Origin of the sequence: Streptomyces sp. NPDC055966 (assembly GCF_042269865.1) — a bacterium.
In the GTDB taxonomy this organism is placed as follows: domain Bacteria; phylum Actinomycetota; class Actinomycetes; order Streptomycetales; family Streptomycetaceae; genus Streptomyces.
This window is the reverse complement of sequence record NZ_JBHJYK010000018.1, coordinates 88,396-114,957: the sequence shown is the minus strand read 5'-3', so window position 1 is coordinate 114,957 and position 26,562 is coordinate 88,396. Positions and strand designations below refer to the sequence as shown.

19 protein-coding genes and 3 pseudogenes are annotated in these 26,562 nt (G+C 72.4%); 8 read left to right on the top strand and 14 right to left on the bottom strand.

What is annotated here, in order from left to right:
* The first annotated feature begins 226 nt into the window (after positions 1-226).
* The 3 genes from ACFC8N_RS32885 (at position 227) to ACFC8N_RS32875 (ending at position 4,075) form a co-directional block, all read left to right on the top strand.
* Positions 227-1,015: an IclR family transcriptional regulator gene (locus ACFC8N_RS32885; protein WP_356034042.1), complete on the top strand. Its 789-nt coding sequence runs from the start codon at positions 227-229 to the stop codon at positions 1,013-1,015.
* A 129-nt stretch (positions 1,016-1,144) separates the two neighbouring features.
* Complete coding sequence (locus tag ACFC8N_RS32880) at positions 1,145-2,623, top strand: NAD-dependent succinate-semialdehyde dehydrogenase (protein WP_376292174.1); 1,479 nt, start codon at positions 1,145-1,147, stop codon at positions 2,621-2,623.
* A gap of 48 nt (positions 2,624-2,671) precedes the next feature.
* Positions 2,672-4,075 carry an MFS transporter gene (locus ACFC8N_RS32875; protein WP_362823007.1) on the top strand — a complete coding sequence of 468 codons (1,404 nt, stop codon included), beginning with the start codon at positions 2,672-2,674 and terminating at the stop codon, positions 4,073-4,075.
* A 46-nt stretch (positions 4,076-4,121) separates the two neighbouring features.
* Here ACFC8N_RS32875 and ACFC8N_RS32870 read toward each other — a convergent pair whose 3' ends face one another.
* The 4 genes and pseudogenes from ACFC8N_RS32870 to ACFC8N_RS32855 form a co-directional block, all read right to left on the bottom strand.
* A complete protein-coding gene (locus ACFC8N_RS32870) occupies positions 4,122-5,111 on the bottom strand; it encodes an aldo/keto reductase (RefSeq protein ID WP_376292172.1) in 990 nt (329 codons plus the stop codon).
* A 150-nt stretch (positions 5,112-5,261) separates the two neighbouring features.
* A pseudogene (locus ACFC8N_RS32865) lies at positions 5,262-5,483 on the bottom strand (cytochrome P450); the annotation flags it as partial.
* A 139-nt stretch (positions 5,484-5,622) separates the two neighbouring features.
* Positions 5,623-5,847: pseudogene (locus ACFC8N_RS32860) on the bottom strand (cytochrome P450); the annotation flags it as partial.
* Positions 5,772-6,212, bottom strand: coding sequence for a hypothetical protein (locus tag ACFC8N_RS32855; protein WP_376292359.1), 441 nt, complete (start codon positions 6,210-6,212; stop codon positions 5,772-5,774). The pseudogene ACFC8N_RS32860 and the gene ACFC8N_RS32855, both read right to left, overlap by 76 nt.
* Positions 6,213-6,842: 630 nt before the next feature.
* On the opposite strand from ACFC8N_RS32855, the gene ACFC8N_RS32850 reads away from it, so the two are divergent.
* Positions 6,843-7,766: a hypothetical protein gene (locus tag ACFC8N_RS32850; protein WP_356034050.1), complete on the top strand. Its 924-nt coding sequence runs from the start codon at positions 6,843-6,845 to the stop codon at positions 7,764-7,766.
* Between the two features lie 156 nt (positions 7,767-7,922).
* Positions 7,923-11,297, top strand: coding sequence for a pyruvate carboxylase (locus tag ACFC8N_RS32845; RefSeq protein ID WP_376292170.1), 3,375 nt, complete (start codon positions 7,923-7,925; stop codon positions 11,295-11,297).
* A gap of 66 nt (positions 11,298-11,363) precedes the next feature.
* Here the strand turns inward: ACFC8N_RS32845 and ACFC8N_RS32840 are convergent, their stop codons facing one another.
* The 9 genes and pseudogenes from ACFC8N_RS32840 to ACFC8N_RS32800 all read right to left on the bottom strand — a co-directional run bounded on the left by ACFC8N_RS32840 (position 11,364) and on the right by ACFC8N_RS32800 (position 20,694).
* Complete coding sequence (locus tag ACFC8N_RS32840) at positions 11,364-12,341, bottom strand: hypothetical protein (RefSeq protein ID WP_356034054.1); 978 nt, start codon at positions 12,339-12,341, stop codon at positions 11,364-11,366.
* A 200-nt stretch (positions 12,342-12,541) separates the two neighbouring features.
* Entirely contained in the window at positions 12,542-13,003 is a 462-nt protein-coding gene (locus ACFC8N_RS32835; protein WP_376292168.1) for a hypothetical protein, read from the bottom strand.
* 103 nt (positions 13,004-13,106) lie between these two features.
* Positions 13,107-13,883 carry a polysaccharide lyase family 7 protein gene (locus tag ACFC8N_RS32830; protein ID WP_356034058.1) on the bottom strand — a complete coding sequence of 259 codons (777 nt, stop codon included), beginning with the start codon at positions 13,881-13,883 and terminating at the stop codon, positions 13,107-13,109.
* 116 nt (positions 13,884-13,999) lie between these two features.
* On the bottom strand, positions 14,000-15,208 hold the full coding sequence (locus ACFC8N_RS32825; protein WP_376292166.1) for a carbohydrate-binding protein: 1,209 nt from the start codon (positions 15,206-15,208) through the stop codon (positions 14,000-14,002).
* Positions 15,209-15,337: 129 nt separating this feature from the next.
* Positions 15,338-17,959: a TIM-barrel domain-containing protein gene (locus ACFC8N_RS32820; protein ID WP_376292164.1), complete on the bottom strand. Its 2,622-nt coding sequence runs from the start codon at positions 17,957-17,959 to the stop codon at positions 15,338-15,340.
* A 284-nt stretch (positions 17,960-18,243) separates the two neighbouring features.
* The gene (locus tag ACFC8N_RS32815) at positions 18,244-18,660 is read right to left on the bottom strand and encodes a PaaI family thioesterase (protein WP_376292161.1); all 417 of its coding nucleotides are present in this window, start codon (positions 18,658-18,660) and stop codon (positions 18,244-18,246) included.
* A 41-nt stretch (positions 18,661-18,701) separates the two neighbouring features.
* Positions 18,702-18,917, bottom strand: coding sequence for a tautomerase family protein (locus ACFC8N_RS32810; RefSeq protein WP_356034064.1), 216 nt, complete (start codon positions 18,915-18,917; stop codon positions 18,702-18,704).
* A 26-nt stretch (positions 18,918-18,943) separates the two neighbouring features.
* A pseudogene (locus tag ACFC8N_RS32805) lies at positions 18,944-19,851 on the bottom strand (SDR family oxidoreductase).
* A 72-nt stretch (positions 19,852-19,923) separates the two neighbouring features.
* Positions 19,924-20,694 (bottom strand): SDR family oxidoreductase, encoded by a 771-nt coding sequence (locus ACFC8N_RS32800; protein ID WP_376292158.1) that lies wholly within the window; start codon positions 20,692-20,694, stop codon positions 19,924-19,926.
* Between the two features lie 168 nt (positions 20,695-20,862).
* Between ACFC8N_RS32800 and ACFC8N_RS32795 the strand changes: the two genes are divergently transcribed.
* The 3 genes from ACFC8N_RS32795 to ACFC8N_RS32785 all read left to right on the top strand — a co-directional run bounded on the left by ACFC8N_RS32795 (position 20,863) and on the right by ACFC8N_RS32785 (position 25,745).
* Positions 20,863-21,717 (top strand): helix-turn-helix transcriptional regulator, encoded by an 855-nt coding sequence (locus ACFC8N_RS32795; protein ID WP_356034073.1) that lies wholly within the window; start codon positions 20,863-20,865, stop codon positions 21,715-21,717.
* A gap of 193 nt (positions 21,718-21,910) precedes the next feature.
* Complete coding sequence (locus ACFC8N_RS32790) at positions 21,911-23,002, top strand: GNAT family N-acetyltransferase (protein WP_376292339.1); 1,092 nt, start codon at positions 21,911-21,913, stop codon at positions 23,000-23,002.
* Positions 23,003-23,111: 109 nt separating this feature from the next.
* Positions 23,112-25,745, top strand: a complete 2,634-nt coding sequence (locus tag ACFC8N_RS32785; protein WP_376292155.1) for a WD40/YVTN/BNR-like repeat-containing protein — start codon at positions 23,112-23,114, stop codon at positions 25,743-25,745.
* Positions 25,746-25,788: 43 nt separating this feature from the next.
* On the opposite strand, the gene ACFC8N_RS32780 is transcribed toward ACFC8N_RS32785, so the two are convergent.
* A complete protein-coding gene (locus tag ACFC8N_RS32780) occupies positions 25,789-26,559 on the bottom strand; it encodes an ABC transporter ATP-binding protein (RefSeq protein ID WP_376292153.1) in 771 nt (256 codons plus the stop codon).
* Positions 26,560-26,562 lie beyond the last annotated feature (3 nt).

Below are 26,562 nucleotides of genomic sequence, written 5' to 3'. Positions count from 1 at the left end.
GGACCTTCGGTGGCGGGGTTCGACGGGCGAACCAGGACGCGATGACGGCCGGAGAAGGATGAACCTCGCATTCAGGGCAAGTCCCTCCGGTCCGATGCGGTGAATCTAGGTCCGTCACCTGCCGTCGGCAAGACGGTCCCGGGAATCGAAATGCCGGTTGCTGTCCTGACAACTGCGTCCCTGACCTGGTGGTTCTCTCCGGGTTCGGCGTGCCTAGGATGACGCCGTGACGGACACCCCCTCCGCGGTGCGCGGGCACGGCCTGCGCCGGGACATCGATCTGCTGGAGGCCCTCGCCTCCGACGAGGCACAGCACGCCGGAGGCCTCGGCGTGGTCCGCCTCGCCCAGCTCGTCGGCCGCGAGAAGTCCCAGATCTCCCGCGCCCTGAAGGCGCTGGCCGCCGAGGGGATCGTCGAACGGGACCCGGACACCCTGGAGTACCGCCTCGGCTGGCGGCTGTTCTCGCTGGTCGCCCGCACCTCCGAGAGCCGTCTGGTGCGCGTCGCCGAACCGGTCATGCACGCCCTGTCGGCGGACCTGGAGGAGACCAGTCATCTGTGCGTCCTCAGCGACCGCGAGGTGCTCACCCTGCTGTCCGTCTCCGGCCACTCCTTCCGCGTGCACGGCTGGGAGGGCCGCGGCGTGGCCGCCTGGCGGCTCTCCGCCGGCCGGGTGCTGCTGGCCGACGCCACCCCGGACGAGCTGTACGTCCGCTTCGGCACCGCGAGCGAGATGCCCGTGCCCGAGCTGTGGTCGCTGATCCAGGAGGCCCGACGGCGCGGATACGCCCAGGTCAGCGAGGAGTTCGAGGAAGGCCTGGTCGGAGTGTCCGCGCCGGTGCGGGACTTCCGCGGCCGGGTCGTCGCCGCGCTCAACATCTCGGCGCCCGCGTCCCGCCTCGGCGAGCGGCTCGACGAGGCCGGACGGACCACCGCGCGGGCGGCGGCGCGGGTGTCCGTGCTGCTCGGCTGGGAGCCGCGTTCCGCACCGCCCGGCCGGAACATGCCCGTGTGATCGGCGAGTTGCCCTCACAGCAACCCCGATTGCGATCCGGCTGAGTGGCCTTGTCCGCCGTGTGACGCGCTCGTAAATTCACCGCGCATCGGACGGAACCCCGTCCGGGACGGAGGAAAAGAGCAGCTCATGAACCTCGCCGGCATCGACACCCTCGCGGTGGCCCCGCTCGCCGACGGTGATGTGTTCCTCGGCGGCCGCTGGCTCCCGGCCGCCGACGGCAGGACGTACCCCGTCTACGACCCGGCCACCGGAGAGCCGGTGCGCTGGGTGTCCGACGCCGGTGCACAGGACGCCCGCGCCGCTCTCGCCGCCGCCGAACAGGCCGCGGCCGGCTGGCGGGCCACCCCGGCCCGGCGCCGCTCGGAGATCCTGTACGACACCTTCCGGCTGATGACCGGACACCGCGACGCGTTCGCCGACCTGATCGTCCGGGAGAACGGCAAGGCCCGCCGGGACGCGCTCGCCGAGGTCGGCTACGCGGCCGAGTTCTTCCGCTGGTTCGCCGAGGAGGCCGTCCGCATCGGCTCCTCCTTCGCCGACGCGCCCGGCGGCGGCTTCCGCCACGTCGTACGCCGGCACCCGGTCGGCGTCACCGCGTTCGTCACCCCGTGGAACTTCCCGGCCGCCATGGCCACCCGCAAGATCGCCCCGGCCCTCGCCGCGGGCTGCCCGGTCCTGCTCAAGCCGGCCCCCGAGACCCCGCTCACCGCGCTCGCGGTCGCCGCCCTGCTGGCCCGGGCCGGACTCCCCGACGGCCTGCTGAACGTGCTGCCCACCGACCGCGCCCCCGAGGTCGTCTCCGCCTGGCTCGGCGACGAACGGGTCCGCAAGTTCTCGTTCACCGGCTCCACCGCCACCGGCAAGGTCCTGCTGGGCCAGGCCGCCGCGCACGTCGTCAACGTGACCATGGAACTCGGCGGCAACGCGCCCTTCGTCGTGTGCGCGGACGCCGACGTCGACGCGGCCGTGCGCGGGGCGATGGACGCCAAGATGCGCGGCGGCGGCGAGGTCTGCATCGCCGCCAACCGGTTCTACGTCCACGAGGCCGTCGCCGCGGAGTTCACGGCGAAGTTCGGCGCCGCCATGGCCGCCGTACGCACCGGACCGGGCGGGGAGGAGGGCGTCACCCTCGGCCCGCTGATCAACCGCGCCGCCGTCGACAAGGTCCGCTCCCTCGTCGACGACGCCCTCGGCCGCGGCGCCCGGATCGCCGCCCAGGGCACCGTCTCGCGCGGCCCTGGCTTCTACCACCCCGCGACCGTCCTCACCGACGTCCCCGACGACGCCCGCATCCTCCACGAGGAGGTCTTCGGGCCGGTCGCCCCGCTCACCACCTTCACCGACGAGGACGAGGTCGTGGCCCGGGCCAACGCCACCGTCCACGGCCTCGCCGCCTACGTCTACTCCCGCGACGTCGCCCGGGCCCTGCGGCTGGCCGAGCGCCTGGAGGCGGGCATGGTCGGCCTGAACCGGGGCCTGCTGTCCGACCCGGCCGCGCCCTTCGGCGGCGTCAAGCAGTCCGGCCTCGGCCGCGAAGGCGGCCGCGAGGGCATCGAGGCGTTCCTGGAGACGCAGTACATCGCGCTGGACTGGCCCGCCGACTGATCCCTCTCCGTCCCGCTGGACTCCGTCCCCCTGGAGCAAGGACCGCTCATGGCAACGACACCAACGACTGAACACCAGTTCGACACACCTGACGTCCCGTCCCCGGACCTGCTGCGCGAACGCCGCCGCCTGCACACCAAGCTCAAGCTCGCCACCCAGATCGGCGAGGGCATCGACGGCTACATCATCGGCGGCATCGGCATGGCGATGGGCGCCCTCACCACCGATCTGCATCTGTCCACCGTGATGGAGGGCCTGGTCGGCGCCTCCCCGCTCATCGGCATCTTCGTCGGCGGTCCCCTGTTCGGCCGGCTCGCCGACCGCTACGGCAGACGCCCGGTGTTCCTCGTCGACATGCTGATCTTCCTGATCGGCTCGGTGCTCCAGTTCTTCGTCACCGACGGCCTCCAGCTCTTCCTCATCCGGCTGGTGATGGGCATCGCCATCGGCGGCGAGTACGCCATCGGCGCCCCGCTGCTGTCCGAGTACGCGCCCACCAAGGGCCGCGGCCGGCTGCTGGCCAGCCTGGAGATCAGCTGGTACGTCGGCTACGCCCTCGCCACCGTCGTCGGCGCCGCGTTCCAGGGCGTGCACGGCGGCTGGCGTTACACACTGGCCAGCAGCGCGGTCATCGCCCTGGTGTGCGTGGCGCTGCGCGGCGGCATCCCCGAGTCGGCGCGCTGGCTGCTCAGCAGGGGCCGCCGCGAGGAGGCCGAGCGACTCATCGCGCGCTACGGCATGGACATCGACGTCACCGCCGAACTGGCGGAGACGGCCGAACCCCAACAGCAGGGCCTGCGCGCCCTGTTCAGCCGCCGACACCTGCGCAGCACGGTCTTCGCGAGCGTGTTCTGGGCCGCGCTGGTGCTGCCGTACTTCGCCATCGGCACCTTCTGGACCCAGGTCTTCGACGCCCTCAACATGGGCGACAACGCCGTTGCCGCGCTGCTCGTCTACTCCTTCACCGCGGTCGCCGGCGTCACCGTCGGCTGCCTGGTGGTGGACCGCATCGGCCGGCGCAGGCTGCTGATCCCGCCGTTCTGGATCACCGCCGCCGCGCTCGCCACGGTCGCGGTGTGGCCGACGTCCACGCCGGTCATCGTCGGCGGCTTCCTCTTCTTCATCTTCCTCAACGCCGCCTCCAGCGCGCTGACCGCCGTCTACCCGCTGGAAGTCTTCCCGACCTCCCTGCGCTCCACCGGCGTCGGCTTCGCCAGCGCCATGAGCCGGGTCGGTGCGGCCATTGGCACCTTCCTCCTCCCGATGGGCCTCGACCGCTTCGGCGCCCGCTTCGTCCTGCTGGTGGGCGCGGTGGTCCTGGCCCTGGGCGGCCTGGTCTCCCATGTCCTGGCCCCGGAGACGACGGACCTCGACCTGGCGGAGGCGGCCCGCGCCCCGAAGGGACGCGGTGCCGCGCCCGATGTGCGGCTGCCGCCGCGCGGGCGCGACTAGCCGCGGCGAACTCGTGGGCGCCGGACGGCAGTTACCCCGGCGGCGCCTACCGGTTGACCGACCGCATCCCCGCCTCGTCGTACCGCTCACCCGACACCGGCGGCAGCTCGGCGTCGATGCGGGCCAGGTCCTCCTTGGTCAGCTCGATGCCGACCGCACCCGCGTTCTGCTCCAGGTAGGTGCGCCGCTTCGTGCCCGGGATCGGCACCACGTCCTCGCCCTGGGCCAGCACCCAGGCGATGGCCAGCTGCGCCGGGGTGACGTCCTTCTCGGCCGCGATCTCCTTGACCTTCGCCGCGAGGCGCTGGTTCGCGTCGAGGTTGGTGTCCGTGAAACGCGGGTTGTTGCGCCGGAAGTCGTTCGCGTCCAGCTCGTCCGGCGAGCTGAAGCGGCCGGCGAGGAAGCCGCGGCCGAGCGGGGAGTACGGCACGAAGCCGATGCCCAGCTCCCGGCAGGCCGGCAGCACCTCGGCCTCGACGTCCCGCGTCCACAGCGAGTACTCGCTCTGCACGGCGGTGATCGGGTGCACGGCGTTCGCGCGCCGGATGGTCTCCGCGCTCGCCTCGCTCAGCCCGATGCAGCGCACCTTGCCCTCCTCGACCAGCTCCTTCAGCGCGCCCACCGTCTCCTCGATCGGCACGTTCGGGTCGACGCGGTGCTGGTAGTACAGGTCGATGCGGTCGGTGCCCAGCCGCTGCAGCGAGCCGTGGACCGACGCGCGCACGTGCGCGGCGGAACCGTCCTGCGGGCCGATCGTGCTCATGTCTCCCGGTACGGCGTTGTCCATCCGGTAGTTGAACTTCGTCGCGAGCACGTACTCGTCCCGGTGTCCCCGGATCGCCTCGCCGACCAGCGACTCGTTGGTGAGCGGGCCGTAGAGCTGCGCGGTGTCGAGGAAGTCGATGCCGAGTTCGAGGGCGCGCCGGATGGTCAGGACGCCCTCGTCCTGGTCGGCGGAGCCGTAGAAGGCGGACATGCCCATGCATCCGAGGCCGATGGCCGATACCTGGAGGTCCCGCAGACTGCGCTTCTGCATGTGATGTCCCAGCCTTTCCCGTACACGCGGTCGTCGTCCCGTACGGCACGCGGGCGTGTGCCCCGGTGCGCCGTACGTCTGCGACGCTACGAGTTGGAGCGCTCTCCAAGTCAAGCAACGCTCCGCTCCGGGTCAGGAATCCAGCCGCACCGGCAGCGCCACGCCCGCCTCCAGCCCGGACGGGGCGGCGCCCGGGCACACGTGCGGGCCGTGGCCGAAGGAGATGTGCCGGTTTCTCGTCTCCCGGGTGACGTCGAACTCCCCGGCGCTCGGGCCGTGCGCCCGCTCGTCGCGGCCGATCGCCCCGTACGACACGATCAGCGCGTTCCCGGCCGGGATCACCCGGTCGCCGACCGGCAGTTCGACGGCGGCGAGCAGACCGGCCGCCCGCAGCGCCGCGCTCTCGGCGTCCAGGGTGATCCGGGATGCTTCGGTACCGGTCGTCATCGTGACGTGCCTGCCAGGGCGGGGGTGGCGGGGCAGGGCGAGAGGAGTGCGGCCGCGGCCGGGATCACAGGGCCGGTACGGGGGTGAACCGGACCGGCCGTTCGGTCAGGCCCCGCAGCCACGGCGAGGGGCGGCGGGTGAGGGACTCGGCGGGCACCGCCAGGTCGATGTCCGGCAGCCGGTCCAGTACGACCTCGACGCCGGTCCGGGCGATCACCTCGGCGGTCTCCTGCGCGGGGAACGGACAGCGGTGCTCGCCGTGGCCGAAGGAGAAGTGCGCCGCTCGGCCTCGAACGTCTCGGTGAACTCGGCGCCCTGCCGGGCGAGTTCGTCGATGAGCCGCTGGTGCTCCTGGCGGGTCTCGTCGCTGGTGCGGGCCTGCTGGTGCAGGAGCCGGCCGAGATCCCGGGTCACGGAGTCCAGCCGGTGCCGCAGACCACGCGCGGCGCGCACGCTGGGCGCGGCCGTGGCGACCACCGCGCCCAGCACGGCCGCCGCCGTGCCCGCACCCCAGGCCAGCGGGATGCGCACCGGGTCCGGCGCCGCCGCCACCGCCGCACGGACCACGAGCGCCGACAGGGCGCCGGTCGCGGCGAGGACGGAGAAGAAGGTACGGAGAGAGGGTCGGTCGCCGGTGTGCCTGGGCGGCGTCATCGTTCCGGTCCGGTCCTCGCGGCAGGGGCGGGCAGGTGGAGGAGAACGGAAACAATCGGGTGGTGAGACGTGACGCAGGGTGGTGAACTGGCGGTCACTATACGAGAGTTCGTAACCGGAAATGGAAGGTTCCGCATTCGATCCATGAAGTGGGCGGTCAGAGTCGCGCGTTGGACGCAAGTGGACGAACCGGGCGATCCGGACCCGTGCGAGCGGCGCGGAGTGCCGGGGCGGCGCGCCGGTGCGGGTGCAGGGGAGCCTGCACAGGAGGACGGAAACGGGGCCCCTCGGGTTGCCTCGGCGGGCCGGATTTCCGCGCCCGTGACCTGTGGGTCTTTTCATACCCCCGGGCATCCGCAACGGATCTTGACGACCGCCTCCCGGATCGCTGAACTGTCACCGACCGGGCCTCACCACCACAGAGGCCCACACCGGGGGAGGGACCGGGCATGCACGGCGTGACCCGCACGGAGGGGGTAGGCCGACCGGGCGAGAACCGCACATCTATACGATGGCGCCTGAAAAGCGGAGATGTTGGAAAAACGCCAGCCATGGTTCGTATGCCGGAAGCGTGGCGAAGGGGGCGATGCGCATGACCGGGGAGCAGAAGGCGACGGGCTGCCGTGTCTCATGACGACTGAGACGACGCAGGGGCGCGTCGAGACCTGCCGCTCCCTGATCGCCCGGCTCGCGCGGTTCGCCGGGCGCACGCTGCGCGGCGAGTGGCACGCGATCGTCGTCGAGCCGGTGCAGCGCCTCGCGCGCCGCGGGCTGTCCGGACTGCTGCTGGCCTTCGTCGCCGCCTTCGGCGTCATCTTCTTCCAGGGCATCGCCCAGCACCCCCTCGGCCGGCTCTGGGTGACCCGGCTCGGCGGCGTCAAGGCCGACCTGCCGCTGTGGCTGTCGTTACTGCGCACCCCCGTGTCGCTGTACGTACCGGCGCTCGACCTGCCGGTGTGGGCCGGCATCACCCAGTTGTTCCTCGCCTTCGCCTGGGCCGAGCTGACCCTGGGCCGGGCCCGGACCCTGGCGATCTCCTACATCACCACGCTGGCCGGCACGCTCACCGCCCGCCTGATGATCGCGATGGGCCCCGGCTGGGGCGGTCTCGGGCTGCCGCCCGCGGCGGCCCACGTGCTCGACACCGGACCCTCCGCCGCCGTCGTCGGCCTGTTCACCTATCTCGCGGTGATCAAGCGGGCGCCGGTGGTGTTCACACTGACGGGCGGCTCGATGGTCGTCGAGTCCATCGCCATCCCCAACCTGGCGGGCCGCGAGCATGTGATCGCGGTGGGCTCGGCGCTCGTCCTCGGCCTGCTGCACGGCCGCCGCGCGTGGCTGCGGGCACGGGTGCGCTCCCTGTTCCCGACGGGCCGTCGAGCCCCGGTGACCGCCCCGACGGCGCCGGCCGCCACGCCGCCCGCCTCCGCGCCCTCTGCACCTTCCGCACCCTCCGCCCCCGCACCCCCCGCTCCCGCGCAGTCCCGGACGGTGCCCGCGCCGGCGCGGGCCGACCGGCGCGGGGACGCCGCGATGACCTCCGCGGAACGCTGACCGGCCGACGCCCGACTGTGGCGTCGGCCACCCCGGTGGTGTGATGGTTTTCGCACGTCCGTGCCGGTGGGAACCCCTAGGGTTGCCGCGAGGAACGGCAGGCGTGGCAGACACCGTGGTGTTCGTCGCCCGACAGGCAGCCGAAGGGATTCCAGGATGTTCCGCAAGGTGCTGGTCGCCAACCGTGGAGAGATCGCGATCCGCGCGTTCCGGGCGGGCTACGAACTCGGGGCGCGCACCGTCGCCGTGTTCCCGCACGAGGACCGCAACTCGCTGCACCGGCTGAAGGCCGACGAGGCGTACGAGATCGGGGAGCCCGGGCACCCGGTGCGGGCCTATCTCTCCGTCGAGGAGATCGTGGGCGCGGCCCGCCGGGCGGGCGCCGACGCCGTCTATCCGGGGTACGGCTTCCTGTCCGAGAACCCCGAACTGGCCCGCGCCTGCGAGGAGGCGGGCATCACCTTCGTCGGCCCGAACGCCGCCACCCTGGAGCTGACCGGCAACAAGGCCCGCGCGGTCGCCGCCGCCCGGGCGGCGGGCGTGCCCGTGCTCGGTTCCTCCCAGCCCACCACCGACGTGGACGAACTGGTGCGGGCCGCCGAGGAGGTCGGCTTCCCCGTCTTCGTCAAGGCGGTGGCGGGCGGCGGCGGTCGCGGCATGCGCCGGGTGGAGGACCGCGCCCAGCTGCGCGAGTCCATCGAGGCCGCCTCCCGCGAGGCCGCCTCCGCCTTCGGCGACCCGACCGTCTTCCTGGAGAAGGCCGTCGTGGACCCGCGCCACATCGAGGTGCAGATCCTTGCCGACGGCACGGGCAACGTCATCCACCTGTACGAGCGCGACTGTTCGCTCCAGCGCCGCCACCAGAAGGTCATCGAACTGGCCCCGGCGCCGAACCTCGACCCGGCCCTGCGCGACCGCATCTGCGCCGACGCCGTCCGCTTCGCCCGCGAGATCGGCTACCGCAACGCGGGCACCGTGGAGTTCCTCCTCGACCCCGACGGCAACCACGTCTTCATCGAGATGAACCCGCGCATCCAGGTCGAGCACACCGTGACCGAGGAGGTCACCGACGTCGACCTGGTCCAGACCCAGATGCGCATCGCCGCCGGCGAGACCCTCGCCGACCTCGGCCTCGCCCAGGACACCATCACCCTGCGCGGCGCCGCCCTGCAGTGCCGTATCACCACCGAGGACCCCGCCAACGGCTTCCGCCCGGACACCGGCCGGATCAGCGCCTACCGCTCCCCGGGCGGCTCCGGCATCCGCCTCGACGGCGGAACCACCCACGCCGGCACGGAGATCAGCGCGCACTTCGACTCGATGCTGGTCAAACTGACCTGCCGGGGCCGGGACTTCAAGGCGGCCGTGGGCCGCGCCCGGCGTGCCGTCGCCGAGTTCCGCATCCGGGGCGTGGCCACGAACATCCCCTTCCTCCAGGCCGTCCTGGACGACCCGGACTTCCAGGCGGGCCGGGTCACCACGTCCTTCATCGAGCAGCGCCCGCACCTGCTCACCGCGCGTTCCTCGGCCGACCGCGGCACCAAGCTGCTCACCTACCTCGCCGACGTGACGGTCAACAGGCCGCACGGCGAACGCCCCGACCTGTTCGACCCCGTCACCAAGCTGCCCGCGCTCCCGGCCGGCGAGCCCCCGGCCGGCTCCCGACAGCTCCTGGTCGACCTCGGCCCCGAGGGCTTCGCCCGGCAGCTGCGGGAGTCGCCGACCCTCGGCGTCACCGACACCACGTTCCGCGACGCCCACCAGTCGCTGCTCGCCACCCGCGTGCGCACCAAGGACCTCCTCGCGGTCGCCCCGGTCGTCGCCCGCACCCTGCCGCAGTTGCTCTCCCTGGAGTGCTGGGGCGGCGCGACGTACGACGTGGCGCTGCGCTTCCTCGCCGAGGACCCCTGGGAGCGGCTGGCCGCGCTGCGCGAGGCCGTACCCAACATCTGTCTGCAGATGCTGCTGCGCGGCCGCAACACCGTCGGCTACACCCCGTACCCGACCGAGGTGACCGACGCCTTCGTGCAGGAGGCCGCCGCCACCGGCATCGACATCTTCCGCATCTTCGACGCCCTCAACGACGTCGGCCAGATGCGGCCCGCCATCGAGGCCGTCCGCGAGACCGGCACCGCGATCGCCGAGGTCGCCCTCTGCTACACCGCCGACCTGGGCGACCCGTCCGAGCGCCTCTACACGCTCGACTACTACCTGCGCCTCGCGGAGCAGATCGTCGAGGCCGGCGCGCACGTCCTCGCGGTCAAGGACATGGCCGGACTGCTGCGCGCCCCGGCCGCCGCGAAGCTCGTCTCGGCGCTGCGCCGCGAGTTCGACCTGCCGGTGCATCTGCACACCCACGACACGGCGGGCGGCCAGCTCGCCACGTATCTCGCCGCGATCCAGGCGGGCGCCGACGCGGTCGACGGAGCGGTGGCCTCGATGGCCGGGACCACCTCGCAGCCGTCGCTGTCCGCGCTCGTCGCCGCCACCGACCACTCCGAGCGCCCCACCGGCCTCGACCTCCAGGCCGTCGGCGACCTGGAGCCGTACTGGGAGGGCGTGCGCAAGATCTACGCCCCGTTCGAGGCGGGCCTCGCCTCCCCGACCGGCCGCGTCTACCACCACGAGATCCCCGGCGGCCAGCTGTCCAACCTGCGCACCCAGGCCGTCGCGCTCGGCCTCGGCGACCGCTTCGAGGACATCGAGGCGATGTACGCCGCCGCCGACCGCATCCTCGGCCGCCTGGTGAAGGTCACCCCGTCGTCCAAGGTGGTCGGCGACCTCGCCCTGCACCTGGTCGGCGCCGGGGTCTCCCCGGACGCCTTCGAGGAGACGCCCGACCGGTTCGACATCCCCGACTCGGTCATCGGCTTCCTCCGCGGCGAGCTGGGCACCCCGCCCGGCGGCTGGCCCGAGCCGTTCCGCACCAAGGCCCTCAAGGGCCGCGGCGAGCCCAAGCCCGCGCCCGAGCTGTCCGCCGACGACCGCGAGGGGCTCGCGAAGGACACCCGGGCGACGCTCAACCGGCTGCTTTTCCCCGGCCCGACGCGCGAGTTCGACGCCCACCGGCAGTCCTTCGGCGACACCAGCGTGCTGGACAGCAAGGCCTTCTTCTACGGCCTGCGCCCCGCCAAGGAGTACGCCGTCGACCTGGAGCCCGGCGTCCGGCTGCTCATCGAACTGCAGGCGGTCGGCGAGGCCGACGAGCGCGGCATGCGCACCGTGATGTCCTCGCTCAACGGCCAGTTGCGCCCGATCCAGGTCCGCGACCGCGCGGCCGCCTCGGACGTGCCGGTGACGGAGAAGGCCGACCGCGCCAATGCCGGCCACGTGGCGGCGCCGTTCGCCGGTGTGGTGACCCTCGCGGTGGCCGAGGGCGACGAGGTCGCCGCCGGTGCCACGGTCGCCACGATCGAGGCGATGAAGATGGAGGCCACCATCACCGCGCCGAAGGCGGGCCGCGTCTCCCGGCTGGCCATCAACCGCATCCAGCAGGTGGAGGGCGGGGACCTGCTCGTCGAACTCGGCTGACCCGTACACGGATGCGCCGCGACCGGATGCCCTGCCGGTCGCGGCGCAGGTGTGTCTCCGGCGCGGCTACAGCCGGTCGCCGCGCTCCCGGAGCCGTGCGAGGAGCAGGTTCGGGTCCTTGCGTGTGAAGTACGCGGCGTTGGGCACGTAGACGATCCGGCCGAGTACGGCGACCGAGGCCGGGTTGGACAGCCCGTCCCGCTGCCCGAGGGCGTCCGTGCGCGATCCGTCGCGGCGCACCAGGACCACCTGGTTGGCCTTGTTGAGCGCGGCCACCACCGTGCGTCCGGAGCCCGTGAAGGCGAAGTCGTCGATGCCGTCGAGCCCATGGGCCAGGGTCTCGGCCCGGCCCGCGGAACCGCCCTGGCCGACGGGGATGCGCAGCAGCGTGCCGCGGTCGGTGTTCGACACCCACACGGCACCGCGGTGCACCTTGAGGCCGTTGACGCCGCAGCCGCTCGCCGAGGGGCCGGTCAGCGGCTTGAGCGCCGTGTCCCGGGCCCACGCGGTGGCCGGGCCGCCCTGCTGCGGGACGCGCCAGACGGTGCCGAGCACCGAGTCGGCGGCGTACAGCACGCCCTGGCGTTCGTCGAGGGCCAGGCCGTTGGGATAGCCGTTCGCCGGCAACTGGGCGATCTGCTCGGGTTCCTCGCCGGGGGCGAGGCGCCAGATGCCCGTTCTGCTCGTGCCGGTCGCGTAGTTGACGTACAGCGTGCCGTCGTGGGCGCGGGCGATGCCGGTCACGACGGCCTGGTGCACGAGCGGGGTGTCCGGGTGGGTGACGGCCGGCAGGGTCGCGCTGATCCGGGTCGTGCCCTCGGGCGTGACATGGGCGATCTGCCGGGCGTAGGCGAGGGTCAGGTCGGCGGAGCCGTCGGGTTCGAGCGCGATGTTGTCGGGCGTCTGTCCGGCGGCCAGGCCGAAGTGGGCGGTGATGCGGGCGTCGGTGACGACCGGCTCGGTGCCGGTCGCGGGCGCCGCCGCGATCACGCCGGACGCGAGCGCGGCCGTGGCGGCACCGGCCAGGCGGGGGAGTCGGGGCATGTGACCTCTCTCGGAACGGCGCGCGGGCGCCGGCGTGCGGGGTCACACCACCATGCGGCTGCGCCGGTCGCCGGGGCGGCCGCCGGGCCGCGGGATCGCCCGCGCGGCTCAGCACCCGCCGCGCCGAGCGGCGCGCCCGGGTGACGGCCGCTGCGGTCGCCGGGCTGTGCGGCCGTCACCCGGGCATCGGTCCCGGAGTGTCAGTCCCAGAGCGGGTAGTTCATCACCGGCTTGAACGTGTCCGGCCGGGCGCCGGGGTAGGTCAGGCTGAGGTTCGCGTAGCGCAGGAAGTACGGGTGCTTCTTCCAGGCCTGCTCGCCGTTGAGCCGGATGACGACCGGGTACGCGCGGAAGGTGCCGGCCGCGCAGTACGGCTTGCAGTCGTTGACCATGTTGACGCCGACGGCCTTCGCCCCGTCCGGACCCCACTGGGTCCAGTGGAGTCCGGTCAGCCGGCTGTTGCCGTCGCCGCAGGCCAGGATGAAGTCGTTCGGGCGGACGTTCCGGTGGAAGAAGCAGTCCACGAGTACGGGCTGCCCGGGCCTCGCCCTGACCGGTGTCGTGGCCGTGGTCGGCACGCTGGCCGACGCCGTCGTCATCGCCGCTGTCAGCAGGGTTCCTGCCGCCAGGGTCACCGCCGTTCCCACCACTGATCCGCGCATGGCCGCTCCCACCGTTGTGCTGTGTCCGACCGCGTCCACTCGACGCTACGACCGTACGGCCATTTGCACCAGTCGCGCAGGTCGGACGGCGTGGCGGCGGTGTTCAGCCGTGCTTCACGGTCAGTGCGTAGAACGCCACACGGGCGCCGTCGGTGGTGCTGTCGGAGGAGGACTGGTTGTAGGAACCGGCCTTGAAGTACTGCTTGTACTGCTGGAACGACGACGCGACGGGGTAATGGGTGGTCGTCCCGTTGACGGTCAGGTCGATCGTGTTCCCACCGGAGACCGCGATCGTATAGCTCCAGGTCTTCCCGATCGCAACATGTCCGACGGCGTGCGAGGTCTGGCCGCCGGAGGGCGAGTTCTCGGTGCCGAGCACGATGTCGCCGTTCGCGCGGTAGTACAGCTCCAGCAGCGGCTTGGTGGACGAGCCGCCGCTGCCGAGGTGGATCTGGCCCACGCAGACGTTCTTCGTCACCGACACCACGCGCAGCGTCGCGCTCATCCTGTGCGCGCCGGACAACGCCCAGTCGGCGGCGCTGCCGTCGCGGTTCATCTCGCGCAACTCGGAGCGGGCGTAGTTCGAGTTGGGGGTGGTGACGCCCTTCTCGGGCGCCCAGAAGGTCATCGCGCCGTCGCGGGTGTCGGTGTAGAAGTACGCGTCCTGGTAGCCGTTCGCGCCCTGGAGCCGGGACGAGGGGATGGTGGTCGGGCTGCCCGGGGAGCCGACGGGTTCCTGAAGCTGCCACACGGACAGGTCGAAGTTGCCGCCGGGGGCGACATGCGGATCGGCGGCGAGCGCGCTGGGGCTGCCGAGGAGGGCGAGCGCGAGGGCGAGACCCGCGGCGGCCGGTACCGCGAGGAGTCGTGCTCGGGTCATGGGGGGGTCCCTTCGGGCCGGAATGCGGCCACTGTTCATGTGTATGAACAGCGGCCGCATACTTGGTCGCTGGTGACCCGAGAAGCTAGAGGTCCGGACCAGACCCGTCAAGAGGTTCAGCAGGCGCCCTCGTCCTGCCACGGCCCCCACTGCGAGGCGCCGGGCACCTCGTTCTGGGTCCACCACTTGGCCTTCCAGTCGTGCTGGCCGTACGACACCTCGTCCCCGCCCGTGTACGCCGTCGACGCGTTCCACGCCGGCTTGCAGGAGCCGGGCGTCGGGGTCGGCGTGGGGGTCGGTGTGGTGGTCGGCGGGGTGACGCCCGCGAACTTCACCGAGTACTTCGCGAAGTCCCAGTCGCCCTGCGCCACGCTGGAGCAGGTGCCGGACGTGCGGCCCCCGTTGTCCGGCGGGCTGCACTGCCGGTCGCGGTTCAGGGACCAGAACGTGAAGCGGTCCATGTTGTGGCTCGTGGCGTAGTCCAGCACGGTCTGGAAGTCCGCCTGGCTGAAGATCTCGCCGGTGTCGCTGCGGCCGTTCATGCCGGAGAAGCCCTCGTGGGCGTACGCGGTCGCCTGGTCCCAGCCGAAGGTCGACTGGAGGATCGCGTTGAAGTTGGTCAGCGCGCTGGTCTGGCTCGCCGCGCCGTTGAAGCCGCCGTCGAACGGCATGATGGAGAAGTTGTTCGGCGTGAACCCCTGGGACTTGGCCTCCAGCAGCATCTGCTTGCCGAACCAGCCGGTGCCGTCCGCGGTGCCGGCCGTCGTCACGGAGACGTACAGTCCCGGGTTGTCCTGCTGGAGGATCTTGGCCGCGCCGATCTCGTTGTGGATCGCCGCCGTGTTCTCGTACTCCGGCTCCTCCAGGTCGAAGTCGATGGCGTGCAGGCCGTACTTGGTGATGACCTGCTGGTAGGCGGCCGCCGTGGCGGCGGGGTCGGCGCAGGCCTGGCCGAGCTTCGTGCCGCCGTAGCCGCCGATGGAGACCGACACGTCCCCGCCCTTGCCGCGGATGGTGTTGATCATCGACTGCACGGCCGTGTCCGAGGAGACCGGGGCGGTGCCGCCCCACGTCGGCGAGCAGCCGCCGCCGTTGGGGGCGAGGACGAACGCCAGCTGGAAGGCCTTCAGGCCGGTCGCGTCCATGATGGCGGACGGGTCCGGCGGGTCGTTGTCCAGCGGCATCAGATACGGGGCCGCGGCGTACCAGCGGTTGCTCAGCGCGGTGGTCGCGCCCGAGGCGTTGCCCGCGACGAGTGCGGTCGTGCCGGCGGCGGCGAGGGTGACGGCCGCCGCCGCGCCCAGACATGCGCGAAGCCGTTTCACTGCGTGCCTCCAGAGGGTGGGGGTGGGGAGTCCCCGATGCGGGGAGCCCCACCCTCCGGGAGCTGTTGCGGCCACGTCAATAAGCTGGACTAGACCAGCGCGCTCTTTGGACTAGACCATACGATTCTTTTACCTGCCGTCGACCAGTCGCACCGTGAACCCGCGGTCGAGCGGCAGGCTCGCCGTGCTGATCGTCGTGACGTGCGTGTCCGGGTCGAACGACCAGGCGGACGCGGGCAGTTGACGGCCGTCGAGCAGGACGCGTGCGGGCGCCGCGGCGCCGTGCACGGTGAACCGGTACGCACGGGCGTCCACCTTGCCCGCGTAGTCGCCCTCGCTCGCGCCCACCGAGACGGTCGTGCCCCTGCCGTCGGCGTGCAGGGACACCCGCTGGGCGGCCGCGGCGCCCTTGGCGAAGTCACGGGTCACGCCGTCGTCCTCGTACAGCGTGTAGTGGCTCGTGCCGCGGGCCGCCGGGTACAGGTCCCAGTCCAGTTCGTGCCGGTCCCGGGTCTGCCAACTCGTCGTTCCCTTCGGCCACATGGGCACGACCGCGCCCTCGCGCACGAACAGCGGGAGCGTGTCGAGCGGCGCGTGGTAGCCGTTGACCGTGGTCGGACCCTGGTAGGTGCGGCCCGTCCAGTAGTCGGTCCAGGTGCCCTTCGGCAGATAGATGCCGTCGCGGGTGTCCGAGTCCTGGTAGACCGGCGCGACGAGGAAGTCGGGGCCGGACAGGAACTCGTACTTCGCCTGATCCGAAAGGGTATTGGGGTCGTCCGGGTACTCCAGCCACAGCGGGCGGATCGCCCCCACCCCGGTCTTCGCCGCCTCGGCGGACAGGGTGTACATGTACGGCAGCAGCCGCTCCTTGAGCTGGAGGTACTTCCGGTTGATCGAGGTGTACGGCTCCCCGTCCAGCCAGGGCTGCTGGTCGGCGGGCTTCTTGGTGGTGAGGTCGGTGGCCCAGCCGTCCATGGTCATGATGGCCGGCAGGAACGCCTTCCATTGGAGGTCGCGGGCGTACATCGTGGGGTCGTGGCGGTAGATGCTGCCCACGTCGCCGGTGTCGTACGCGATGCCGGACATCGTCGCCCCGGCGTAGGCCGGGATCTGCCAGCGGATGTAGTCCCACGACAGCTTCTGGTCGCCGCTCCACAGCACCCCGCAGCGCTGCGCGCCCGCCCAGGACACCGGCAGCCACACGAATCCGCGGGCGTCGCTGTTGTCCTCGATGCCCTTCTTCGCCGCGTCGCACGCGTCGAGGGCGAACTTGTAGCCGTTGCCGACCCAGGCCACGTCCAGCTTGGCCACCCGCTGACCGGCCTTGACCTGGTCGGCGAGCTTGTCGATGCCGTCCTGGGTCCACAGGCCGAGCTGGGCGTGGTGGTCCTGGAGGCCCTTCGCGGTCTGCTCCAGGTTCTCGTACCCGCAGCCGTAGCCGTCGTTGACCAGCATCCAGCCGAGCGGCATCCGGTGCTGCGTGTACCCGTCGGCGACCTTCAACGCGTCCAGGGTGTGCCGCTCGCCCCGGTTGGCGTTGTGCAGGTAGCAGTCGGAGTCGCCGGGTTCGAGGCCGTAGACCGGCGGCATGAACGGCCTGCCGACCAACGCCGTGTACTTTCCGATCACTTGCTTGGCGTCACCGAGGAAGTAGTAGGCGTCCAGGCGCCGTTCCTGCTGACCGGTGGTGACCGGCTGGCCGAAGGTGTACACGCCGGGCGCGAAGGTGTTGCGGAGGACGCCGTAGCCCGCGCTGGAGAGGTAGAACGGCTGGGAGTTGTTGTAGCCGCCCTCGTCCCAGTCGAAGCTGTTGGCCACGTACATCGTCCGGCCCCGGTGCGAGAAACTGCCGTTCTGCTCGCCGCCGCCGAAGAACTGCTCGTCCGCCCCGCGCGTGAGACTCTGCCGCATCCCGCCGGTGGACCAGCGCAGCGGCTTGTCCTCCTGCCAGATCCGGGTGCGGTTGTCCGGCCTGTACAGACCGAAGCGCAACGGCTTCTTGTACACACGCAGTACGGCCTGCGGCGAGCGGACGCCGTAGTAGTCGCCCGCGTCGAAGGACGAGGTGTGCCGCTGGAGCGCGGGCTCCTTGCGCACGATCGCGGTGCCCGCCGGGTCGCTCAGCGAGCCGGACGGATCGGCCTGGAGCCGGAGTTGACCGTTCGTCAGGAAGTCCGCCCGCGCCGTCAGCCGCCCGGCCCGCACCGTGTAGCTGCCGTCGCCGCCCGAGAAGGAGGTCAGGTCGCCGGCGTCCGTGGTCGCGGGCAGATACGCCGTGCCCGTGAAGGAGTTGTCGTGCACGTCGTACGGCACGACCAGCACGTGGTACGTCCCCGACGCCCGCGGGATCACCGTGGCCTCCGGGTCGGCGGTGCCCGCGCTGGACGCCACCTGCTTGCCCTGGTCGTCGTAGACGTACAGGTCGAAGTCGTCGGAGGGCTTGGCCCACGTGATCGACAGCGGAACGCCGCCCTCGGGGTTGTCGTCCCAGTAGCCGGCCGGCACCGAGACGGTCAGGTCGAAGCGGTCGCAGACCTTGTCGTCCGGGTCGCTGCCCGCGGCCGGGCAGCTCTCGGTGCCGCCGCCGGTGCCCTTGGCGTAGACCGGGCTCTGCCAGCTGACGCTGCTGTGGGCGGTGTCCAGCAGGGCGCCGGAGGCGGAGGCGGCGGCCTGGGCGGGCGCCGGGCCGGTGAGCACGGTCGCCGCCAGGGCGGTCGCCAGCCCCAGCGGTACCCAGGCCGGCCAGGGCACACGGTGACGCGGTCTTTCCGGTCCTCGCGGTCTTTGCGGTCTGTGCACGGCGGAACAGCTCCCCTCGCAGCACTGCGGACTGACTGTTCGTGCGGATGACGCGCCGAATGGTGCTCGGAAACGCTTGAAATGAGCTCCAATCGAGCAACTTCAAGCACGAAGCCTCAGGGGTGGCACAGGTTCATGTCAAGAGCGCGGGTACGGAACGCGGGGCGGGCATGACGAAGGCCGGCCCCCTCGTGGACGGGGGCCGGCCTTCGCGGCGGGGTCGTTCGTGGGCCGCCTCAGGCGGTGTTCTTCCGGAGCACGATCTGGGTCTGCGTCGTCTGGCCGACCAGCCGGTCCCGGTCGTCGCGCAGATCGGTCTGCACCACCAGCAGCGTGCCGCCGAGGTGCAGGGGCCGGGCCGTGGCGTGCACGTGCCCGGAGGCCACCGCCCGCAGGAAGTTGGTCTTGGACTCCACCGTCGACGTACCGGACGCCCCCTCGGGCAGATTCAGATACGCGCACACCGCCCCGACGCTGTCGGCCAGCGCCATCAGCGCCCCGCCGTGCAGCACACCACCCGCCGTGCACAGCTGCGGGGACCAGGCCAGAGCGCCGACGACCCGCTCGGCCGTGGCCTCGCGCAGTCCGATGCCCAGGCCGGCCGCGAAGGGCATCGCGGCCAGCAGGTCGGCGGGCTGGGGGACGGGTGACATGGCATACCGCCTTTCGCGCAACGGATCACATCGGCCGGTCGTCAATCCTGCGCCGTCTCCTGGAGCTTGGCCAGGGTCAGTACGCCGCCCCCGATGCCCCAGCCGCCGTCGGCGACCTCCTCCACCAGGACCATCGTGGCGGCGCGGGCCCGCTCTCCGTAGATCTCGACGTACAGCTCGGTGGCGCGGGTGACGATCAGCTCCTTCTGCTGCTCGTCCAGGCTTCCGGCGGGCACCTTGAAATTCGCGAACGGCATGGTGTTTCTCCTTCGATGACGATGTGTCAGAGGGAACTTCCGGTGGTGAGCAGGTCGTCGAGGCCCACGCGGCGGAAGAAGTCGGCGCGGACACGGTCGGCGACCGCGGAGACGACCTCGCTGCCGTCCCGGGCGGGGTCGACATGCGTGCGCAGCGGGCGCCGGCCGGCGGGCAGGGCCACCAGCCGACGACGGCCCGGGCGACCTCCGCCACGTCCGCGTCCGGCGGCACCAGCGCCGCGAGGCGCTCGTCCAGCCCCGCCAGGAGGGCGCCGTAGCGTTCGTCGTAGGCGTTCGCGCGGCCGGTGTCGGCGGGGGTGCCGGCGTGCAGGAAGTGGTTGGTGCCGGAGGTGAAGGCGCCCGGTACGACGATCGCGGTGTCGATGCCGAACCGGACCAGCTCGCCGGCGTAAGAGACCGCCAGCGCGTCCATCGCCGCCTTCGCCGCGAAGTACGGCCCGAGGAACGGCGGGCAGCCGCCGCGCGTGCTGGAACTGCCGATCCACACCAGCAGTCCCGCCCCCTGCTCCCGCAGTGCGGGCAGGGCGGCCCGGTTCACGCGCTGGGCGCCCAGCACGTTGACGTCGTACAGGTCCGCCAGCTGCTCGGGAGTGAAGGCCTCGGCGGGACCGGTGACCATGTGGCCCGCGTTGTGCACCACCACGTCCAGGCGGCCCTGCTCGGCCAGCACCCGGGCCACGGCCGTGTCGGCGCCGTCCTGGGAGGTGACGTCCAGGTCGACCGCGTGCAGGGACACGCCGTGTCCGGCCGCGTACCGTTCCAGGGCGGCCACGGCGGGCGCGTTGCGGCCGGCCGTGTGGCGCATGCCCGCGTAGACGGTGTGACCGGCGTCGGCGAGCGCGCGCACGGTGAGCGCGCCGAAGCCGCTGGAGGCGCCGGTGACCAGGATCGTCCGGGGGGTGTCGGTCGTCATGATGCCTCGCTGGGAGTGGGAGTGGGAGTGGGGGTGGGGGAGACAGGGGGATGGGCCGGGAGTGAGGGGGGATCAGATGATGCCGCCGTTGGCGCGGACCACCTGGCCGTTGACCCAGTGGCCGGCCGGGGAGGCGAGGAAGGACACCACCCCGGCGATGTCCTCGGGCGTGCCGAGGCGCTCCAGCGGGGACTGGGCGGCCAGGGCGGCGACGGTCGCCTCGTCCTTGCCGTCCAGGAACAGATCGGTGGCCGTCGGGCCCGGCGCGACGGTGTTGGCGGTGACGTCCCGGCCGCGCAGCTCGCGCGCCAGCACCAGGGTCAGCGCCTCGACCGCGCCCTTGCTCGCGCTGTAGGCGCCGTAGGACGGGAACGCCAGGCCCACCACGGAGCTGGAGAACCCGACGAACGCGCCGCCCCGGCGCAGCGTGCGGGCCGCCTCCCGGGCGACCACGAACGTGCCGCGCACGTTGGTGCGGTGCAGCGCGTCCAGCTCCGCGAGGTCCAGCTCGGCGATCGGCGCCAGATACATCCGGCCCGCCGCGTGGACCACGACGTCCACCCCGCCGAACTCCTCGGCGGCGGCCTCGAACACCGCGGCGACCTGCCGCTCGTCGGCGACATCGGCGCGGACGGCGAGCGCGCGGCCGCCGGCCGCGGTGATCTCCGCGACAGCGGCCTCGGCCGACTCGCGGTTGCCGGCGTACCCGACCACCACGGCGTGTCCGTCGGCGGCGAGCCGGAGCGCGGTCGCCCGGCCGATGCCGCGCGAGCCTCCGGTGACGACGGCGACGCGGGGCGTCGAGGCGGCGGCGGTCGAGGGGGCGGTGGCTTCGGTGGACATGAGATCTCCAGTCGTTGAGGGCGTCAGTCGCTGAGGGCGTCGCCCCCGGTCGGTGACCTGCTCGGTGACTCCACCGTGCGCCGTCGTGCCCGGAGCAGCCACGGCTGCGCTCACCCTGGGGTCGGCAACCCCTGGATACGCGGGGCGGCGGGCGCGACCATGGAGGGCGTGAACCACGCAGAGCTGGCCGCCTTCCTCAAGTCCCGGCGCGACCGGGTCCGCCCCGCCGACGTCGGCCTGCCCGCGGGACCCCGCCGCCGGGTGCCGGGCCTGCGCCGCGAGGAGGTCGCCCAGCTGGCCGGACTGTCCGCCGACTACTACACGGAGCTGGAGCGCGGCCGGGGCGCACAGCCCTCCGCGCAGGTCCTGGCCGCCCTCGCCCGCGCCCTGCGGCTCAGCGGCGACGAACGCGACCACCTCTTCCATCTCGCCGACCGCCCGCCGGCGCTCGCCGCCGGCGGCCCCACCGCACTCGTCCAGCCCGCCCTGCTCGGCCTGCTGGACCGGCTCACCACGACCCCCGCCCAGGTCATCACCGATCTGCACGAGCCCCTCGCGCAGAACCCGCTCGCCGTGGCGCTGCTCGGCGCGATGCCCGCCGGACGCGGGCCCGAGCGGAGTTTCGTCTACCGCTGGTTCACCGACCCCGCCGCCCGCGGCCTGTATCCGGCCGAGGACCATCCGCACCACTCCCGCGTCTTCACCGCCGACCTCCAGGCCGTCGCCGCCCGGCGCGCGAAGGACGCCGACGTGACCCGGATGGTGGCGGCGCTGCGCCGGCGCAGCACGGAGTTCGCCGAGCTGTGGGAGCGGCGGGAGGTGGCCCTGCGCCGCACCGACCACAAGCGCATCGTCCACCCCGCGCTCGGCGTCATCGAGCTGGACTGCCACAACCTCTTCAGCGAGGACGGCCGGCAGCGGCTGCTGTGGTTCAGCGCTCCGCCCGGCACCGAGGGACACGCCCAGCTGGAACTGCTCTCGGTCATCGGCACGCAGGACCTGAGTACCGGGGTGGAGTCCTGACCGATGTCCGCAGACCCATGGCGGACCGTCCGTCGCCTGGGGCACCCTTGAGGGCGTGCGTACTGTTTCGCGCGGTTTGGGCAGTCGCACGCGGTGGGGACGCAGACAACGGTACGAATGGCAGGACGCGCCCGGCGCGTCATGGGGGGAGCGGTCGCGCATGCGATCCATCAGCCGTGCTTCACGATCCGTCATGGAGATCACCAACCACAGACCCGGCGAGCTGACGCCCGAGCTGCGGGCCGCCTGGCACCGCGCGATGGACGAGTCGCCCGAGTACGCCAATCCCTTTCTGGCACCGGAGTTCGCGGCCGGTGTCGGCCTCTTCCGGGGCGGCGCGCGGATCGCGGTGCTGCGCGAGGGCGGGGAGCCGGCCGGCTTCCTCCCCTACGAGCGCGGGCCGCTGGGCACCGGCCGTGCCATCGGGCTCGGCCTGTCCGACTGCCAGGCTCTCGTGCACCGGCCCGGGGTCACCTGGGACACGGACGAGCTGCTGCGGGCCTGCGGGCTCAGCATCTTCGAGTTCGACCATCTCGTGCAGGAACAGCGGCCGTTCGCGCCGCACGTCACGGGCACCTTCGCCTCGCCCGTGATCGACGTGAAACCCGGCGACGGCGGCTATCCGGAGTGGCTGCGGGCCACCTATCCGGGGCTGGCCAAGACGACGCTGAAGAAGGAGCGGCGGCTCGGCCGCGACATCGGCGAGGTGCGGTTCGAGTTCGACGAGCGCGACCCCGAGATCCTGCGCGCCCTGATGCGCTGGAAGTCCGCGCAGTACCGCAGGACCGGCCGCATGGACCGGTTCTCGCGGCCCTGGATCGTCGGCCTCGTCGACCATCTCTTCCACGTCCGCGAGGAGCACTTCACCGGGGTGCTGTCCGTCCTGTACGCGGGCGACCGCCCGGTGGCCGCGCACTTCGGCCCCCGGTCGAGCACCGTACTGGCCGCCTGGTTCACCGCCTACGACCCCGAACTGCACTACTACTCCCCGGGGTTGATGATGCACCTGCGCACCGCCGAGGCGGCCGCGCGGGCGGGGGTGACCCTGGTCGACCTGGGCCGGGGCGACAAGGAGTACAAGGAGTGGCTCAAGACCCGGGACCTGCGCGTCGGGGAGGGCTTCGCGGCCCGCGCCCATCCGGTGGCCATGGCCCAGCGGCTGTGGCGCAGGCCGGTCAGGGGCCTGCGCAACACGGTGCTGGCCCACCCCGGGCTGCGCGATCCGGCGGACCAGTTCCTCAAGACGGTCGGCAGGCTGCGTACCCGCCGGAACGGCAGCCACTGACAGCTACTGACAGGTTCTCGCCAAAACTTTGCCAAGCGGCGGATGTTTCCGTGTCCGCGTGATCGGGTCTCCAGCGTCGGTCAGTGTCGATCGCTCCTGGAGGTCCCTGGTGTCCGTGCCGACCCGCAGAAGACGGTGGTTCACCGTCTGCGCGCTCACGGCGTCCGCCGCGCTCGTCGCCATCCCCCCGTCCGCCGCGTCCGGGCGCTCACCGAGCCCCTTCGGCGCCCGCGTCCTCGCCCAACTGGCCAAGGAACGCGTGCAGTCGGTGGGCGCCATGTCCCCGCACGAGGCGGGGGACGGCGGCAACGAGGCGGACGAGATCGCCGAGGGCGCGGACCAGTACGCCGAGGCGCGCACCTCGCCCGGTGTCGTCGCACCGGGCGCGTACGGCGCGGCCTGGAACAGCCTCGCCAACCTCCCCAGCGCGGGCGGCCGTTGGCACAACATCACGAACCTGCCCTACAACTCCGACGACCCGCGCTACCGCGACGTCGACTCCAACTCCAGCGGCGGATCCGGGAACGTGACCGGCCGGATGGCCGCGGTGGCCGCGGACGACGACGGCTACGTCTACGCGGGCAGCGCCGGCGGCGGCGTGTGGCGTTCTGGCAGCGGAGGCGGGCACTGGCAGCCCATCAGCGACCGACTGCCCGCCCAGTCCACCGGCGCCCTGGCCCTCGACGGCGCGGGCCGGCTGTGGCTGGGCACCGGCGAGGCCACCACCAACTCCGACGCCTACCTCGGCAGCGGCGTCTACGTCCTGACCCACCCCCACCACGGCGCCTTCTCCGTCCGCAGCCGGGTCGGCGGCAGCGAGCTGGAGAGCACCACCATCCACGAGCTGCGCTTCGGCGGCGGCCGGGTGTGGGCGGCCACCAGCGAGGGCGTGTGGAGCCACTCCACCGGTGACCTGCGCGGCCCATGGAAGCTGGAGTTCGCGCCCAACCCCGACTACCTGCCGAAGGGGTCCAAGGCCCACGACGCCGCGGCCCCGTACAAGAACATCGCCAACGACATCGCCATCGACCCCAAGGACCCCTCCAAGGTGGTCCTGGCCGTCGGCTGGCGCAGCGGCGACGACTACAACGGCTTCTACACCAGGGTGAACGGCGCCTGGACCCGCATCACCAGCGGCCTCGGTGACCTGCCGGCCGACGCCGCGAACGTCGGCAACGTCACCTTCGCCCGCTCCGCCGACGGCTCCCGCTACTACGCCATCGACCAGTCGCCGCAGCAGCTCAGCACCAACCCCGACAGCGGTCTGGAGGGCATCTACGTCGCCCCGTCCGGTTCCCCGACCGGCCCCTGGACGAAGATCGCCGACTACAAGGGCCTCGCCGCCGACAACTCCGCGCTGACGACGGCCGGTTACATGCCCGGCGTCCAGGCCTGGTACAACCAGTTCCTCGCCGTCGACCCGGCCGACCCGCAGCACCTGTACGCGGGCCTGGAGGAGGTCTACGAGACCAAGGACGGCGGCACCACCTGGTCGACCGTCGGCCCGTACTGGAACTTCCCGTTCTCCTGCTGGAGCATCGACCCCTCCCGGCAGACCGGGTCCTGCAGCCAGACCACCCACTCCGACCAGCACGGCGTCGCCATCGGCAGCTACCACGGAAAGCCCTACGTCTACGTCGGCAACGACGGCGGCATCTACAAACGCCCGGTCGACGGCGCCCAGGACGCCTCCGGCCACGCCACCGACTGGACCTCCCTCAACGACGGCACCATCGACACCCTCCAGTACTACTCGGTCGGCATCGGCAAGGACCTCGACCACGGCGGGGTGTCCGTCACCGGCGGCCTCCAGGACAACGGCCAGTCCATCCTCCGTGGCAACGACACGGTCATGGGCTCCGACTTCGGCGGCGACGGCGGCGACACGCTCACCGATCCGGCCAACGGGTGCGACATCGCCCAGGAGTACGTCTACCTCGCCGTGCAGGTCACCCAGAACTGCGCGGTGAACGACGGCAGTTGGTCCACCGACCCGACCAAGGCCACCTCGTACTCCGTCGCCCCGCCCGACAACGCCACCAGCGAGGCCCGCTTCATCGCCCCGCTCACCACGGACCTGAAGAACGGCAGCACCTGGGTCGCGGGCGGCCGCCACATCTGGGTCCAGACCCACGGCTACGCCATCCGCAGCGGCTCCGAGTGGACCAGCGTCCACGACCTCGGCAAGGGCCGCACCGCGACCGCCGTCGCCGCCTCCGGCGGGAAGGTCTACGCCGCCTGGTGCGGCCCCTGCAACAACCAGGGCTTCGCCCGCGGCATCGCCGTCGGCAACGCGGACGGCACCGGCTGGCACGACATCGGCCTGCCCGTCGACGGAACCGTACCGAACCGCTACCTCAGCGGCTTCGCCGTCGACCCGCACAACGCCGACCACGTCTTCCTCACGGTCAGCGGCTTCTCCCGGGCCTGGACCGAGGGCCCCGGCGCGGGCGTGGGCCACGTCTTCGAGTCCACCGACGGCGGCACCACCTGGAAGGACGTCTCGGCGAACCTGCCCGACGTGCCCAGCGACTCCGCGCTGCTGACGGCCGACGGCGGCCTCGCCGTCGCCACCGACCTGGGCGTCGTCTACCGCGCACCGGGACGCACCACCTGGCAGCGCGTCGGCAGCCTGCCGGCCGTCGCCGTCCTCCAGCTCAAGGCGAGCCCGGACGGCGGCACGCTGTACGCCGCGACGCACGGCCGCGGGATCTACACCGTCCAGCTGCGCGACCTGCGCTGAGCATCCGGTGAAGGAGAAAGGGGTGATCCCGGCGGGCCCGGGGTCACCCCTTTCGGCCGTCTTGGCCGTGGCCGCGCACCGCCCGGCCCACCTCCGTGCGCAGTGCGACGAAAGCGGGCAGGCCGCGCGTCGTGATCTGGTCGCGGTCGGCGGGCAGTCCGACGGGCAGGTCGAGGACGACACGGGAGCCGGGGCCGGGGGAGAGGACGACGACGCGGTCGCCGAGGTACACGCTCTCGTCGATGTCGTGGGTGACGAACACGATCGTCGTGCCGTCGGCCCGGTGCACCTCCAGCAGCAGGTCCTCCAGATCCTCCCGGGTGCGGGCGTCGAGCGAGCCGAACGGCTCGTCCATGAGGAGCAGCGAGGGGCGGCAGACCAGGGCCCGGGCGATGGCGACGCGCTGTTGCATCCCGCCCGACAGCTCGGGCGGACGGCGCCGCCCGGCCCCGGCCAGACCGACGCGGTCGAGGATCGCCTCGGCCGCGGCGCGGCGCGCGGCCCGGCGAAGGCCGAGCCGGCGCAGCGGCAGCGCCACGTTGTCGCGCACGGTGAGCCACGGCAGCAGCGAGCGGCCGTACTCCTGGAAGACGACCGCGAGCCGGTCCGGCACCCCGGCCACCGCTGTGCCGTCCACCGTGACCGTGCCGTCCTGCACGGGCAGCAGCCCGGCGATGGTGCGCAGCAGCGTGGACTTGCCGCAGCCGGACGGCCCGACGACGCACAGGAGTTGTCCGTCCGGCACGGTGAGGGTGATGCCGTCGAGGACGCGCTGGTCGCCGAAGTGCCGGCTGACCGCGTCGAGGCGCAGCATCCC